Source organism: Bradyrhizobium sp. JR4.3 (assembly GCF_040547695.1).
Lineage (GTDB): Bacteria > Pseudomonadota > Alphaproteobacteria > Rhizobiales > Xanthobacteraceae > Bradyrhizobium > Bradyrhizobium canariense.
The window spans coordinates 1-14,854 of sequence record NZ_JBEPQF010000049.1; the positions used below are offsets into that span (position 1 = coordinate 1).

Below are 14,854 nucleotides of genomic sequence, written 5' to 3' on the forward strand. Positions count from 1 at the left end.
GTAAAATGCTTCAGGGCCAGCGCTTCAGAGCGCGGCTCAACGAAAGGTCTAGCGGTCAAATCCATTGTGGCCGACTTTTGCAACAAAATCGGCCCTAAGCGGAAGTGCGGGTGGAGACGTGTCACGTCGACTGTCAGAGGCAAACCGGACGCCGCGCCCGCTTTAAGTTCACGCCGCCCCCCCGTTGCAGACGTTCTCGGAGGGATCAGGCGATGCCATACATGGTGCGCCCGTGCGCTTTGCTCAAAGGACAGCGCAAAGGCCCGGTTTGATGGGGTTCTCTCCGGGCCTCTGGCTCCGCTTCGTCGCGCGCCGGTTCGGGATCGAGAACCGTCACAGACGAGACGCCGGCAACGATTGCAACCACAGCCTGAGTCGGATGGTGAAATTGAGGCGCAAACAGCGCCGCGTATGCACGGCGATCCGCGTTGGCCTGCGGAGCACCTCAGAAAGACAAGACAAGCAGTGCCACCAGCACGAGGTTGAACGTGCCTAACGCTAGCACGGCGACATCAAAAACCCGGGTCAAACTGATCGTAGTGTCCCCCGATACACGCCAACCGGGTGAAATAGTAGAACTGCCACAGCACCCGATGATGGAAGGCTCTCCACGCAGACTGCAACTGAGTCGATAGGGAAGATCGCCTGAGGAGCCGAGAGCACTTGTCCCAACACTGCTGAAGAAGCGGGTCAGTTAAGAACCTTTGATCCATCTCAAGTCTTGGAAGCAAGTGCGACGTCAGCTTGGCCCGTTCATCGCTCTTCGAGGAGGTGAGAATGATCAGGTTGGTTGCAATTGGCGCGCTCGCTCTGTCTCTCGCGGTGTCGGCGCAAGCCGCGCCCGTTGCTCCTGTGCTCGCGCAGCCGGACAGCATAATCACGGAAATCGCTGCTGCCTGCGGCGCGGGCAGAACTCGGGTGAACGGTGTTTGCGTGGCACGAACAACCGTCCGGCAAACCCGTCGAGCCGTCCGCAGATGTGCGACCGGAATGACCTGCTAGCGCCTGGCTCAAATAGAGCAGTAGTTTCTCTCGCGGTCAGCGTAGCTGATTAGGCGAAGAAACGCGTCTCGACCGGTAGTGCCGTGGCCAATGAGCAAAGCCCCGCATGGATTGAAGAGCACCGCGTGCGCGGTGCACTGGACGACGTGATCATCGTTCCACTTGCTTTCATAGCGATCGCCGCGAACAAGATCCTGCGTTTCACTATCGCGGTTTTAATGCGATTGCTCGACTATACTTTCCCTCTGGTCATGGAGATCGTCTGGCTTCCGCTTTTCGCGGCCAAGGTTCTGGGTAACCTAATGGTCGCTGTCACCGCCGGTGCGCTGTGGATCCTTCCTCTGTCTGAGGCGAGGCGTCGAAATTGGATCGTGTCGATGCGCCGTCGCTGGTCGTGGCTCCGGCGCAAAATTAGCTATCGGGCGTTCGAGCGAAGCCTGCACGTTGCCTTTGCAAAAGGTATGGCGTGGGTGTTTCGAAAATGTCGTCATCTCACCCCGAACACTGCATTGCTTGTAATCGTGGCTGCGGTAGTGTGGCTTCCGATCTCTTTCGGGGTCGCGACAGTGATGCATGCGGTATTGTTTGCCAAATTAGCGTCTTGGCCAGCCTGGATGCAGCTTTTGCATCCGTTGGCTACGGTGATCGCTAAGAGCAAGCTTCTGGTATTGCCGGTTTATCCGGCAGCGTGGCCGCAGGCGAAGAAAAGTTCGTTCGCTCGACTCATGGGCAGGGCCTACGAAAACATCCAGCGTCAGTACGTCATTAAAAAGCTAGGCTACCGTTATAGACAGGCCGATACGGTCGGCCTCGCAGTGCTTCACGCGTTGATGCGCTCAGCCTGTTTTGCGTCGCTCGCCGGATGGCTTCGCAATGCGCACGTCGCTGAACATCTTGGCGTGGAAAGACCCACGCAGAAATTGCGTTCGTTCTTCTCCCGGTGGTCGATCAAGTTTTCAGCCGAATATTACGAAGCACAGGAGCGGCAAGCTTCGAATGTTCCGCGATAGATCGCTGCGAAGACACTGCCGGGCTGGCTACGGAGATAAACCTGTTGCAAGATGCACAGACCGGCGGGAGCCGCCCCGTTCAGTTCCCTGCCACTCCTCCATTTGTCCTTTTCTCGCGCAATTCCAACCCGATGGCGAACGCGCGATGTTCCGTCTTCATCTGATCATCGCGTGCGAGAGTTTGCGCATCAGACGGGGATACGGAGGCCGCCCTCTGGAGACGTTTTCTGACAGCAGCGCTACAAAACCGAGTGGCGGCCACCGCAACATTCTGCAGGCTGATGGGTGAACTGCCCTTTGGCTCCAATAGTCGGGCGACTTCTTGGTAGAGGCATTCTTCTCTATCGGTGACTTCGGCCGCATCGACAATCACGGTGGCCTGGATCGGGTCAAGCTGCGCGTCGGTTCTGCACGATGCGCAAAGGATTGCCACCACAATGAAGAGCAATGCTCGCGTCATCTTTTCATCTCAGAAACCGGAAAGCTCGAGAATTACCAGCCTGTCCCGATCAAAAAAGGGCGATCGCCGAGCGGAAGGTTGATCTAAGTCAACTCTGACGTGCCTGGAGAAGAGCCGGCAGGTCCGACGTTTCAAGATGCTAGGGGGCAAGGGCGGCTTGGTGGCACCAGCAATATTACCACTATCAAGTGGCTTGTAACCGCTTTCTGAACGCGTTGCGGGTCCCGTTATCCAGTGCGAAGTGCTCAGCCGAAGATGCGGCTTGATCTGAATCAATTCTGCCGACGGCAGAGAGCAACATTGCTGTTGGCCCAAGGCATCTAGGGAACGCTTTTCGCCGCGGCTGCGACTGACCAACAGACATGGATGGGCCGGGACAGGCGTAGGAGGAATGCCAGTCGAACCCGGTTTGCTGCAGGGGGACGTGATGCTCGAAACAGTGCTGGGCAGTGCAAGGTTCTTCCGGCGAACTGGTCCGCATCCACTCGCGCTCGTCGCTAGCACGGCGCGGGGTGTGGCAGACGAACGTGAACTATTGCTGGAAGGTTTGGCCCCTTTGCAAGCGGCCGGGCCGACTCAAGTGAGCTTTCTAGACAATCGCCGTTACGCTTCCGCCCTGGATCAAACCTCCGCCGGCGCGGTGCTCGTTCACCCTGATATGGCTTCACGAGTACCAGCGGCAACTGTGGCGATCCAAACGAGCGAACCGTATGCGGCTTGGGCCCGCGTTGCTGCCCTGTTCTACCCTGTACCACCGCCATGTCCTGGTGTTCACCCTTCGGCAATAATAGCGGATGGCGCTCAAATTGATCCTTCAACAGAAGTTGGACCCCTGTGTGTGATCGGAAGCGGAGCGGAAATAGGGCCGGGCTGTCGGATCGGTCCTTGCGCAGTCATCGGAAGCGGCGTCAGCATCGGTAGGGACTGCCGGATTGGCACACATGTGAGCCTGAGTTACGCGGTATTGGGAGCACGCGTTTACGTATATCCGGGTGCGCGGATTGGCCAGGAAGGGTTCGGATTCGCATCCACCAACGGCGGGTTTCTCTCGATCCCCCAGCTTGGGCGAGTTATTCTGGAAGATGATGTCGAAGTTGGTGCCAATTCGACGATTGATCGCGGATCATCGCGTGACACCGTGATCGGCGCTGGCTCCCGCCTCGATAACCTCGTGCAAATCGGCCACAATGTTACTCTCGGCCGCTGTTGCGTTGTAGTTGCACAAGTTGGGATCTCGGGTTCAACCGTGCTTGAGGATTTCGTCCGCGTCGGAGGGCAGGCGGCTATGGCGGGGCACCTCCGGATAGGGCGAGGTTCGGAGATCGGCGCGCAAGCGGGCGTCATTTCGGATCTAGCACCCGGTGCTAGGGTTCTCGGAAGCCCTGCCCAGTCGATAAAAACCTTCTTCCGACAGATTGCCACGCTTAAGAAGATCGCCGCCCAGAGGAACTGAAAAGGCGGCCAGACTGGCTTGATCTACCTCAAGGGTGTTGAGCGGCGATGCGCGTTGAGGACGAGTCGCAGGAGGAGCCTAGGCTTAGGGGGCTTTGGTAATTCCTTATGGTAAAACGCGACCCGTCACTGCCGGATGAACACCGTTGCAAGGGGTGGTCGCGGCGCGACGTAGAAACGCGCTGCGCATCTCACACAGGACAAGTGCTCGGCGATATCAACGCGCAGTCCGGATCGCAATTGGTCCGATCCGCAATCCGGACACTTTCCGACGTTTAGAGATTTAAGAATGTCTGTCTCGCTCATGGCCCACGACGGTCAGACGCCGAACGAACGCTTGATGTGCTTCGCCATAACCATAGCCGCCTCAGTATACTTTCCATTTGATACTTGCTGATCACACAGCAACAAAAAAAGCAGCGCGACAACGGCGATCATAAAGCCTTTGAGCATAACGGTCTCTCCATGAAGAGACTGCCAACCGAGCAGATCTTGATAATGGTAAGTTCAAACGAGTGTCGCCGCCGCGACGATCGCAATGGTCTCAACGTTGGCAAGGACCTATTAAAGTTCCGTAAAACAGAACCGAAGGGGCGAGCGCCCTCGATCTTCGGACCAATCAATAATCCCTCGGTGAAGCATGGGAAGACGCCTCTAACAGGCTGGTCAATATAGTTGGCGTAACCGGCAGGACCTATCAACCCGCGCCCGCTTCAGTTGTGACGAGAGGTTCGGCTATTGATTCGCTTGGTATTCCAGCGTTCCTCGAGGTCGCCCAACGATCCCTTAGAACTCACAGCTTGGATCCGCCAACGATGGCGGGCAAGGGCGCCTAGTCTCATCCGGGCGCCCTTATGCTGAGGTCTTAAGACCCGCGCCAGACGTGCAACACGCCTTCGCGAAAGCCGCCGACGAAATGATCTGACAGGTCCGCTGGCAGCATTTGGGCTGAGATCATCAAACGACCCGCTCACCATGGTCGCGAGCTCGTGTGCCGACGCATGCTCTGCCCAGCGGCGACCCAAGGCCAAACTCGTTGCCGATCTGCCGTTGCGTCCATGGTCCAGGACTATCTCCGCCTCCGTGGCCCCGGCGAAGCGGATGCCGCGCCGGGGCCTGTACGTTCTCGCCAATTCTGAGAAGCTTGGGGGCTGGAAAGAATCGGCAAGGCGCACCGTAGACAAGCAGATCTGCAGCCTGCGGCTACTGCACTTTGTGCCAATGGGTGAATGCCGACCGGAGTCGCTGTCGGGCTGCCGGCAACATCGATCGAAGTCCGCAGATGGTTCGACGAGCGCGTCGCCGCGAACGACCTCGGCGGCTCTCAGCGACACCGGAATCACTCTGGCTCTTTCGGACTACGGCCCTTAGTCAGCCTGTTATGCAGAAACCGCACGCGCCGAAAATGAGACGGCCTCAGTCTGGAAGACTGAGGCCGGGGGGCATTGAGTACCGTTGGGGTCGGTACTCTACAATTCTAATCACGACAGGCAAATTTGCGTATTGACCTAGAGGACAACAGGAGCAGCTTCCCGTATCCGAAGTTGCTTGGCTGCTTGGCTATCGCGAGCTGAGTTCACTCAGACACGCGTTCAAGCGATGGACCGGAATGACACCACGACAGTTCCGGTCCAGGTCTCCACACAGGCGGAGTCGCAGCGCAAAACCCTAATTGCCGTTGATTACTTTCGACGAGCGCAGTGCTTGCCTGCGTGTGGAGCGAAGAAGGGTGACGTCATTGGCGCTCGGGTTTGCAGGCCGGCTCAAGTGCTATTCATAGTGTACTCAAGGACAATGCCCTTCGGTGCAATTGCGAGTCCCTCTGCCCTGCTGCAGCTTGCTCCGGAGCAGTTCACTTGGAAGAGGGGGAGATCATGTCTTGTCATGCCTCGATCCGACGGCACTTCCCGGACCCGTCAATCACGACCGAGGACCGCGAGACGTCGCTGGCGCAAGAACCGCGGCGAGGTTCTATTTTGATGCTCGCAGGATTCCGAACCGAAGTTGAGACCCAATTGGTGATCGATCGACTCTTGAGTGAGTACTTTACGCCCGAATCGCGGCAGGCGTAAGCGCCTTCGCGGTCTCTTGCGCCAGTGCTCGCCATCCTTCCTTCGCGAGGACATACTTTGCTCGAGCCGGAATGGTTGGCAGGGACATTGCTTCGCCGGCGTTGATCTAGATCAACTAGGCAGTCGCCACGACGCCCGAATACAGTTGTCGTCACGGAATGTGTGATCATGCTGTTGCTTGATCTGGTTTCCAATCGTTGCTCGGGAGGTCATCATAATGAGGTGCAGATTGCTTCTGCTTGCGCTGGTCGTAGTCTCCTCAGCTTTCGCCAGTGAGGCGCGCGCCACGACGGCCGATATTCGCAGCATCACCTGTGGCGAATATCTTGCCATGTCGGCTGCCCCGTCAAGCAAGTTTTCGGCTTGGATGACCGGTTGGTTTAGTTATGAAAGTCGGAGGACGTTTGTAGATTTTGACCTGCATCGGGCAAATGTCACAAGCGTAAGAGGGTGGTGCCAATCCAACCCAAATGCCAGTGTGATGGTAGGGCTGGAAAAATCGATAGGCGTAACTGCTGTGCCTACTGCTACGCTGGATTTTAACAAGATCACCTGCGGAACTTGGCTGGCATACGGTCCAGCAGATCAAGATTTCGTAAGATACTTCATGAGTGGCTATTACAACGCAGCGGCAAGCAACAGTGTATTGGATTACGACCGCCTGCAGCGGAATTCCAGTGCGGTCGTTGCGTATTGTAAGAAAAACAAATCCCGGACTCTACCAACGGCCATTCAGAATAGAGCTACCTAGGTCGAACCAGTTTGCAACCGCTTGCGAGCAACGGAGCGCGCTGCATTAGCGTGGCTCCTGCGTAACAGCGCAATTCATTTGAGCTTCGTTCACTGTGGCATGTTGGACTAGACTCGGTTCACCGTGATTTTGGTTTTTGCCAGTTCGTTCGGCTCTGATGAGCACGCATGTGCGAAAGGCTTACCGATAAACGTTTTTAGAAGGAAGCCAACCGCCCACGTCCCGATCTGATCATTGCACTTGTCGCAGTACTGATTTTTTGAGGTCTGCCAAAAGGCGGTAGTCATTCGCCATCTGCAACAGTTTCTCCTTCATCGGCGATCCCGGCGGCAGCGCGGCCGCGTCCTCACGCATCGCGTTCTCAACTTCATCGCACTGAGCCGCGGTCAGCGGTTTTTCACACACCGGTCCCCTCCGCCAATCTGTCTGATTTGAACCAATTCAGAACGGGGCGCTCCGAATGCTTCTTTTGTGCGCGCGCTGAGAAGCTGTCACAGGCTTGTCACACGGCCTATGCGACTTCGGCGCATCTCACAGAAATTTCTTTGCCGTTTTCGCATAGCGTAGCCGTATCGCTCGGTTAGGATTATTGTCATTGCACCCTGAGCGTGTACGCATTGATTTAGTGGGCCCAAAGTGTCGCGGAGCAAAGTACTCGGTTTCGTCGATCCCTTTCAGTACGCGGCAAACGTCCGCTCGGCTGACATTGAGATATTTCCCACGGTTAAAGGCAAATTCAGTGCTCAGCTGACGCAAGTAACGTTCGCCTAACTGTGGATGCAGCGCTTCGAGGAAACTCTCCCGCGCATTCACAGAGGAACGATTAAGCCTGATCGCAAGGTATTCACCTTCCTCACCGAAGATCAACCAGAGGTCTACAACCGCGGCAGGGCTTGCTGAAGTTCTCACCCCCGGTAGCACCGATCGGACAGGCTTTCCCCGAAAGCCATCGACAGCATTTAGCGACCCTGCATCGACGAGGCTGGGCCAATTCTTCGGGTCGGCGGCCGATCAGCATCCTGGCCTTTCCGGCTTCAGCCTCTTGAGCGGCGGGCGCGAGGCTTTCATCGTTCGTCTGGCGTTGGCCGACTTGGCCGAGCGTAGCCTCGACATGCAGTACTACATGTGGGATGGCGATACGACCGGTCGGATCGTCGTCGACCACGTGATGAAGGCTGCCGATCGCGGCGTCAGGGTGCGCCTCCTCGTCGACGATCCCTTCTACAAGGACAGCGATTCCGTCAAAGCGTGCCTCGACGCTCACCCCAATGTTGAGATCCGTCTGTTCAACCCGCTCACTAACCGGCGCTGGTCAATTCTCGATTTCATTTTTGATTTCGGCCGGGTCAATCGACGCATGCATAACAAGTTGATGGTTGCTGACAACGCGGCCGCAATTGTCGGTGGCCGCAACATCGGTGACATCTATTATGGGGTGAACACCATTGCTAATTATCGCGATCTGGACGTGTTGGCAGTTGGGCCTGTCGTCCCAGATCTCTCGAGGGTTTTCGACCAGTACTGGAACAGCTGCTCAACCGTGCCGATCTCAGCCATCGTCGACAGCGAGCATGGCGCAGACGATCTCGATGTCGTCATGTTTCGATTGCGTGAGGCGATTGCGGCGGCCAACTATCCTTATCCAATCGACCATGACCTCTACCAGTTGGCGACCCAGAGCGGCGAGCTTCGCGACAATCTCGTATGGGCTAACGGCTATATTGTCGCCGACGATCCGGAAAGCATCGCCCCCGGCAGGGAGAGTGATAATGTCATTGCTTTCATCCGGGAACGGATCGCACATCTGAAAAAGGAACTTTTGGTCGAATCGCCGTACTTCGTCCTGCCGGCCGGAGCGCAGGCGACCGTTACGGGGCTGCAGCAGCGGAATGTTCGTGTGCGCGTACTGACAAACTCACTCGCTTCGAACGACATGCTTCCGGCCCACTCAGGTTATGCCAAGACCCGACGGCGGCTGCTCGGGCATGGTATGGAGCTATACGAACTGCGCCCGGACACTGACGCTTTTCGGTCTGGTTGGTCGCTCGTTTCCGGGCGGTCACGAGCGGCATTGCATGCCAAGGCCATGGCCTTCGACGGTGAAGCCGTGTTCATCGGTAGCTTCAATCTCGATCCGCGCTCTGCCGTGATCAACACCGAAGCGGGCCTCTACATCGAGAGTGCAGAGCTGACTAAAAGGCTGACTGACTACATGGGGACCGGTGTGGCTCCCGAAAATTGCTACCGCGTCCTCCTCGATCCGAAAGGGGAATTGGTGTGGGAGACGGAGAGGGACGGTCAAAAGGTGAGCTATCGGGACGAGCCCGACGCTGGCTTTCGAAGACGTTTGGCCGCCAACCTATGTAAGCTCCTACCTATCGACTCGCAACTTTGACGCTGGTTCGTTCGCGACCGACGGCGAGCAACAGCCATGACTTCCGAACGAGGCGCAGAGGCCGCTTGCAATTGTGGCCAGCACACTATCCGCGGCAACCCCTAGCGGCTTGGCATTCCACGCCCCCCGTCGAATCGCAGTCCCCGGGCTGGAAGTCTGCGAAATGACTGCCGTTCTGCCGCCTGTGATGCGTCGCCGCGCGTTCAAACAGGCCCATAGCTTGCATTCGCTCGCATGCGAACTGGGCAGGCACGCTCAACCGTTGCAGCGCTGCTGCCCGGCCTCCATCACGCTATGCTCTGCTTTGACGTGGAATTGAGCGCGCAACTCGGCACCAACGCTAGTCGTTAAAGGTTGAAAGGCTTGCTAATGTGTCGATCAATGGTTGCTGACTTATCGTAATGAAGCCGACATTTGGGCGGTCCAGATCGAGTATTACGAATATTACGCTACAGACTAGAGCAGTCGTAATGAGAACAGGAGTTCGAGTCCGGAGCGGGTCAAGCCCGCTTGCATAGCCCGCAAAGCCGCACGCAACAGCAGCCATGCCGGAAAGCATTAGTAAGACAATGTGCGGAATGAAGTTTTGCAACGCCGCAAGACGCTTTCCTTGGTCGTCGATCATCTCGTTAAGCGCTTGGATAAATAACCCTGTTGGCACCATACTATTATCTTTGGCAGAAAGAGCTATTACCTGCTGCCATAGCGCTTCTTGGATCGTGTTCGAACGATCAACAAGCGTCGGAAGTTCCGCAAAAGGCTTGCCGGCCGGAACGATCCGTATCTGGGCATATTCCCGAAGGAGCTTCAGTGATTCGGCCCGATGAGGTGCTGGCAGGAGGCGTGCGCGCAGAGCCGTCGTGCCAATCGCGTTCGCTTCAACGAGAACCGCTTCGCGCCGAGCTTCGAAACGTGTGAGCGCCATCAGAAAAGTGAACCCAATAATCAAAGCTAGCAATCCCAAAAGCGATTGCTCCAGCGCAGAGATGTTGGCGCTCGCGCCGTGACCCTCGGTCCGTATTCCCAGTCGCCATCCAAATTCGCTCGCTAGAAAGACAATGGCGGCGCCAATTGAGAAAATGACGAGAAAGTAGAAGTTGTACAGTTGCCCCACGACCTCACCTTGAAAATTCCCCCGGTCGCTTGTGATGCTCAGAACAACTGATCATACTTTTGATCGAGATCATGGTCTTGGTATTAGTCATCCGCTGACCGGAGCGCGAGCGGGCCTCCACTGCTACCCACAGGGCTTCTGAACATTAATATATTGTCTCGCAGCCGGCCGTCGCCGGATCGCACACAAATGTAGACACATGATCGCCATTGCCTTGATATACTTAAGTTTTTTAGGCCTAAACCTTCCCTACGCAGGGGGATGGTCTGGCCCGAGACCTGTGATGGGCTCAGAGTTGGTCGGTGGCGCAGTCAGGCGACGAGCCGTGGCCCTCCATGCTCCAGGCCCTCGGCGACAGGCTCGCCGACGATCCGCCGCAGCTCGGTCGCGATTCCGTCCAGCACCGCCCGCTTTTCCTTCATCCGTTGGGAGTGGTTGTAGACCTTGCCCGTGACGGTCGGCACGATGGTCTCGCCCTTCTTTGTCACGGCGTGGTCAAGGCATTTGGCGATGGCAGCATCGTCAAAGCCAAGATCGCCGGCCAATGTTGCCGCTGTCCGGCGCAGGTCGTGCGGCGTGAACCGCTTGAGTCCGAGCAACTCGCAGAGACCGGTGGTCTTGGTCTTGTTCTTGTTCGTTTCGTGTTTCGTGCCGCGCAACGCGTCGGCCATCGCTTTGCGGTGGATCGGCTGGCCCTTGTATATCGGGCTCTCGAATACGAACTGCGGATCATCCGAGGTCAGCGCCTCCTTGATGATCTCAAGAGCCAGATCCGACAACGGCTGCTGGATCACCCGCCGCTTCTTGACCCGCTTGAGAGGTACGTCAAAACGCGGATATTTGCCTTTGATGTCAAACAGCTCGTCGCGATGCGCACCGAGCACTTCGCGTGATCTCAGCATGGTCACCAGCTCGAACTTGAGCGCGAGGCGGGTGCGGCGGTCATAGGGCAGATCATTGCGGTCGAGGCCATGCCAGAAAGTCCTGATCTCGTCCTCGGAGAGAACCCGAGTGCGCGGATGCTCGGGATCGAGCTTGGGCAGGTTGATGCAAGGGCTGGCCGTCACATAGTCGCGGCCTGCCTCCGCCGCCCAGTTGAACAGGCCCGACGCTGCCTTGCGCATGTGGCGCGCGTTGCTGACCGAGGGCCTGCCAAACGTCCCCGCGACGATGTCGTTCGATAGCGTCGCGATGTCATGCTTTGTGACATCGCCCGCGAGTGTTTTACCAAGCCGGGCACCGAGGAAGCGGCGCAGGTGGGTCGCCGTATTTTCCCAAGCCTCCAGCCGGGGCCGCATCTCGCCGTCCGGCTTACGGACTGGCTTCTTCATCCAGTCGATCCGCTCCTCGATGATCTCGGCGACGGTCTTGCCGCGCTTTGCATTGTTGGCCTTCTGGTCCCGGAAGGTCTGGGCGAGAGCCTCGCCACCCCTTGCCTTGAGGCCATAGACCCTGCTGCGCGCGTCCTCGACCGTGAAGGTCTCCGCATTGTAGACGCCGAGCCAGCCGGTGCGCTGCTTCCCGGTCTGCCTGTCGGTGAACTTGAACGAGAAGGTTGCTGCGCCAACCGCAGTGATACTGACATAGAGGCCGGCGCATTTGCGGTCGTAGAACTTGGTACGCTTGGCAACCCGCTTCTCGCACAGGCGGTCGGTCAGGATGACGCTGCTGTTGCGGCCGCGCTTGCCGACGGGGGAGGGGGCGATGCTACTATCCATGTGGTTTCGGCTCCTAAGGCTTGGGACCAAAGGGCTCGGCTTGAAGGCTTTCAGTTTGTCGTGCGGACGCTGAAAGACTTAGGGCCGGGCCCTTAAGTTGGTGAAGCCCGCTGAAACAGCCTGCATCAGGGTAGTCGAAAAGCCCTTATTTTAAAGTCTTTTGTTAGTTTCGGCGTGTTTCACCGAATGCCAAAATATAGACGTGTGGTCCTGGCCGTCGTTGCTACGGTCAAGCCCTGACGAATGCGGCATCTGCGTCAACCGGCGCGGTGTCGGTGACTTTCGCTGGGGTGAGGGAGGCCAGAACGAACTCGGCTCCCGGGAGAGCACGGCATAAGCCGTCCAACCATCGCGCAGGGAAGGCCGAGTGATTGGCTACACCTGTATGCCGCTGTGCGGTTTTCCTGCGTGTGCTTTTCGCGCAGCGGACCGCGGGTGCCAGGTCAGCACCCGGCCTTCCCTGCGCCCTCTTGGACAAGAGGGTGGAATGACCAAGCAAAGCTCGGGCGAGATCAGCCGCGAGGCTGCGAAGCTGTGTCTGCAATTCAAAAATGCGAGCTGGAAGCGTCGCGTTACCGCGTCATACTCCGTCATTGCGAGCGCAGCGAAGCAATCCAGAAATGCATCCGTGGAAAATGTCTGGATTGCTTCGTCGCAAGAGCTCCTCGCAATGACGACGTGGAGGCAGTTTCGCTTGATCGCGCTAGGCTTCCCGCATCACCGTCCCGCTGGTGCAGACATCGCGCCGTTGGAATAGCGCGACCAGTCGGGCTCGGTCGGCTGCGACGGCCACAGCGCGGCGTTGGAGTCGCGCACCGACTGGGTGATGGGATGGGGTTGCGCCTTGCGGACATGACGGCGGTCGTTCGCCGCGGCAGTCTGGATGATGGCGGCGGCAATCAGCGTCGCGCCGAGAATGATAAAGGTCTTTTGCATCGTTACTTTCTCCCGTAACGGCGCCCGGCTGTGAGATGTTTGTGTGGTCGCCGTTGCGGCTGACATGGCGATGCGCCCAGCCGATATCAGCGTTCGCGACATCACATTGGGGCGAGCCAATTTTCTAGCCTCGGCTAAATATTCGGCAATCGCGCCCGCAGCCCCGATGGACTTGACCTGCGCAATCCGGTTCAATGGGCCAAATCTGGTTTCTGGGCGACAATGATGTCGAAATATCTGCTGGTCCTTCTGCTGATCGCCTCGCCGGCCGTGGCGCAGGTCAAGCTGACCCCAAAAACCTCGGCGGCGCATCCGGACCCCTGCGCGCCGATCGGACGGACCGCGGACGGCAAGCTGGTCTACTCCATGAAATGCGAGAATTTGCCGGTGCCGCCTCCGCCGCCGCAGGCGGAACTGAGGGAGGCGCCGCAGCCCGCCGCCGAGCCGGAGCCCGAGACGCGGCGGAGCGGCGTTTTCGGCTGGTCCTACGACCGCAGGTAACCGGCCGCGCCCCTTGCGCGAAGCCCGACGGAGTGCTCTTTGCCTGAAAATTCCCCGTGGGGCCACCGCCCCCGATCCAGAGAGATGAGATGACCAAACTCGTGATCCGCGCCGGCGACTTCACCTTCGATGCCCGTTTCGAGGAGCAAGCGGCGCCCAAGACTGTCGCCGCGTTCCGCAAGGCGCTGCCGTTCGAAAGCCACATCATCCACGTGCGCTGGAGCGGCGAGGGCGTGTGGATGCCGCTTGGCGACCTCGATTTCGGTGTCGGCTACGAGAACCACACCAGCTATCCTGCGCCCGGCCAGATCATCCTCTATCCCGGCGGCATCAGCGAGACGGAGATCCTGATGGCCTATGGCGGCGTGCACTTCGCGAGCAAGATGGGCCAGCTCGCCGGCAACCATTTCATCACCTTGACGTCCGGCCTGGAGAATCTGGCGACGCTCGGCAAGAGCGTGCTGTGGAAGGGCGCGCTGCCGATCCGCTTCGAGGAAGTCTGAGTGACTGGTACCCGCTACCCGCGCGATCTCCGCGGTTACGGCCGCAACCCGCCGCACCCGCAATGGCCCGGCAACGCGCGGGTCGCGGTGCAGTTCGTCGTTAATTTCGAGGAGGGCAGCGAAAACAACATCCTGCATGGCGACCCTGCCTCGGAAGCGTTCCTGTCCGACGTGCTCGGCGCACAGCCTTGGCCCGGCCAGCGCCACGCCAATATCGAATCGATGTTCGAATATGGCTCGCGCGCCGGCTTCTGGCGGCTGTGGCGGATATTCAGCCAGCGGAAGTGGCCGACCACCGTGTTCGGCGTCGCCACAGCGCTGAAGCGCAATCCGGAAATCGTTGCTGCCATGAAGGAGGCGGGCTGGGACATCGCCAGCCACAGCCTGAAGTGGATCGAGCACAAGGACATGACCGAGGCGCAGGAGCGCGCGGAGATCGCGGAAGCGATCCGCGTCCACACCGCGGCGACCGGCTCGCGGCCGCTCGGCTGGTACACCGGACGCTCCTCGATCAACACCAACCGTTTGGTGATGGAGGAGGGCGGCTTCCTCTATCTCAGCGATTCCTACGCAGATGATCTGCCCTATTGGGTCAAGGGCGCGAGCGGCAAGCAGCTCGTCATTCCCTACACGCTCGACGCCAACGACATGCGCTTCATCAATCCACAAGGCTTTGCCGAAGGCGAGCAGTTCTTCACCTACCTGAAAGATGCCTTCGACGTGCTCTATGCCGAAGGCGAGAGCGCGCCGAAGATGATGTCGGTAGGCCTGCACTGCCGTCTCGCCGGTCGCCCCGGCCGCGCGGCGGGGCTGATCCGCTTCCTCGACTACATCGGCAAGCACGAGCGCGTCTGGGTGCCGACGCGTTTGCAGATCGCACAGCATTGGCACGACAAGCTCGCGCACCTTGCGGCCGACGCATTCGAGATCGGGTGAGGGC

General features: G+C 58.5%; 14 protein-coding genes and 1 pseudogene. 9 read left to right on the forward strand and 6 right to left on the reverse strand.

Annotated features, from left to right (window positions below):
• Positions 1–1,085: 1,085 nt before the first annotated feature.
• Positions 1,086–2,012 carry a hypothetical protein gene (locus tag ABIB91_RS38185; protein ID WP_354059941.1) on the forward strand — a complete coding sequence of 309 codons (927 nt, stop codon included), beginning with the start codon at positions 1,086–1,088 and terminating at the stop codon, positions 2,010–2,012.
• Between the two features lie 79 nt (positions 2,013–2,091).
• Here ABIB91_RS38185 and ABIB91_RS38190 read toward each other — a convergent pair whose 3' ends face one another.
• Complete coding sequence (locus ABIB91_RS38190) at positions 2,092–2,472, reverse strand: hypothetical protein (RefSeq protein WP_354172130.1); 381 nt, start codon at positions 2,470–2,472, stop codon at positions 2,092–2,094.
• A 427-nt stretch (positions 2,473–2,899) separates the two neighbouring features.
• Between ABIB91_RS38190 and lpxD the strand changes: the two genes are divergently transcribed.
• Entirely contained in the window at positions 2,900–3,925 is a 1,026-nt protein-coding gene (lpxD, locus tag ABIB91_RS38195) for a UDP-3-O-(3-hydroxymyristoyl)glucosamine N-acyltransferase (RefSeq protein ID WP_354172132.1), read from the forward strand.
• A gap of 317 nt (positions 3,926–4,242) precedes the next feature.
• Here the strand turns inward: lpxD and ABIB91_RS38200 are convergent, their stop codons facing one another.
• Positions 4,243–4,377 (reverse strand): hypothetical protein, encoded by a 135-nt coding sequence (locus ABIB91_RS38200; RefSeq protein ID WP_354172134.1) that lies wholly within the window; start codon positions 4,375–4,377, stop codon positions 4,243–4,245.
• A 1,078-nt stretch (positions 4,378–5,455) separates the two neighbouring features.
• Here ABIB91_RS38200 and ABIB91_RS38205 point away from each other — a divergent pair.
• Positions 5,456–5,596: pseudogene (locus ABIB91_RS38205) on the forward strand (helix-turn-helix domain-containing protein); the annotation flags it as partial.
• Positions 5,597–6,225: 629 nt separating this feature from the next.
• On the forward strand, positions 6,226–6,747 hold the full coding sequence (locus ABIB91_RS38210) for an HdeA/HdeB family chaperone (RefSeq protein ID WP_354059945.1): 522 nt from the start codon (positions 6,226–6,228) through the stop codon (positions 6,745–6,747).
• A gap of 231 nt (positions 6,748–6,978) precedes the next feature.
• Here the strand turns inward: ABIB91_RS38210 and ABIB91_RS38215 are convergent, their stop codons facing one another.
• Complete coding sequence (locus ABIB91_RS38215) at positions 6,979–7,152, reverse strand: hypothetical protein (protein ID WP_354059947.1); 174 nt, start codon at positions 7,150–7,152, stop codon at positions 6,979–6,981.
• Between the two features lie 637 nt (positions 7,153–7,789).
• Between ABIB91_RS38215 and ABIB91_RS38220 the strand changes: the two genes are divergently transcribed.
• Positions 7,790–9,142 (forward strand): phospholipase D family protein, encoded by a 1,353-nt coding sequence (locus ABIB91_RS38220; protein WP_354172137.1) that lies wholly within the window; start codon positions 7,790–7,792, stop codon positions 9,140–9,142.
• A 340-nt stretch (positions 9,143–9,482) separates the two neighbouring features.
• Here the strand turns inward: ABIB91_RS38220 and ABIB91_RS38225 are convergent, their stop codons facing one another.
• Positions 9,483–10,256 (reverse strand): bestrophin-like domain, encoded by a 774-nt coding sequence (locus ABIB91_RS38225; RefSeq protein ID WP_354172139.1) that lies wholly within the window; start codon positions 10,254–10,256, stop codon positions 9,483–9,485.
• A gap of 311 nt (positions 10,257–10,567) precedes the next feature.
• Entirely contained in the window at positions 10,568–11,974 is a 1,407-nt protein-coding gene (locus tag ABIB91_RS38230; protein WP_354172141.1) for a tyrosine-type recombinase/integrase, read from the reverse strand.
• Positions 11,975–12,461: 487 nt separating this feature from the next.
• On the opposite strand from ABIB91_RS38230, the gene ABIB91_RS38235 reads away from it, so the two are divergent.
• On the forward strand, positions 12,462–12,731 hold the full coding sequence (locus tag ABIB91_RS38235) for a hypothetical protein (protein ID WP_007601443.1): 270 nt from the start codon (positions 12,462–12,464) through the stop codon (positions 12,729–12,731).
• Here the strand turns inward: ABIB91_RS38235 and ABIB91_RS38240 are convergent.
• Positions 12,692–12,910: a hypothetical protein gene (locus tag ABIB91_RS38240; protein WP_354129194.1), complete on the reverse strand. Its 219-nt coding sequence runs from the start codon at positions 12,908–12,910 to the stop codon at positions 12,692–12,694. The genes ABIB91_RS38235 and ABIB91_RS38240 overlap by 40 nt on opposite strands.
• 222 nt (positions 12,911–13,132) lie before the next feature.
• On the opposite strand from ABIB91_RS38240, the gene ABIB91_RS38245 reads away from it, so the two are divergent.
• From ABIB91_RS38245 to puuE, 3 genes are all read left to right on the forward strand, one after another.
• On the forward strand, positions 13,133–13,411 hold the full coding sequence (locus ABIB91_RS38245) for a hypothetical protein (protein ID WP_007601447.1): 279 nt from the start codon (positions 13,133–13,135) through the stop codon (positions 13,409–13,411).
• Positions 13,412–13,500: 89 nt separating this feature from the next.
• The gene (locus ABIB91_RS38250) at positions 13,501–13,914 is read left to right on the forward strand and encodes a DUF3830 family protein (protein ID WP_007601448.1); all 414 of its coding nucleotides are present in this window, start codon (positions 13,501–13,503) and stop codon (positions 13,912–13,914) included.
• On the forward strand, positions 13,915–14,850 hold the full coding sequence (gene puuE / locus ABIB91_RS38255) for an allantoinase PuuE (protein ID WP_354172144.1): 936 nt from the start codon (positions 13,915–13,917) through the stop codon (positions 14,848–14,850).
• Positions 14,851–14,854 lie beyond the last annotated feature (4 nt).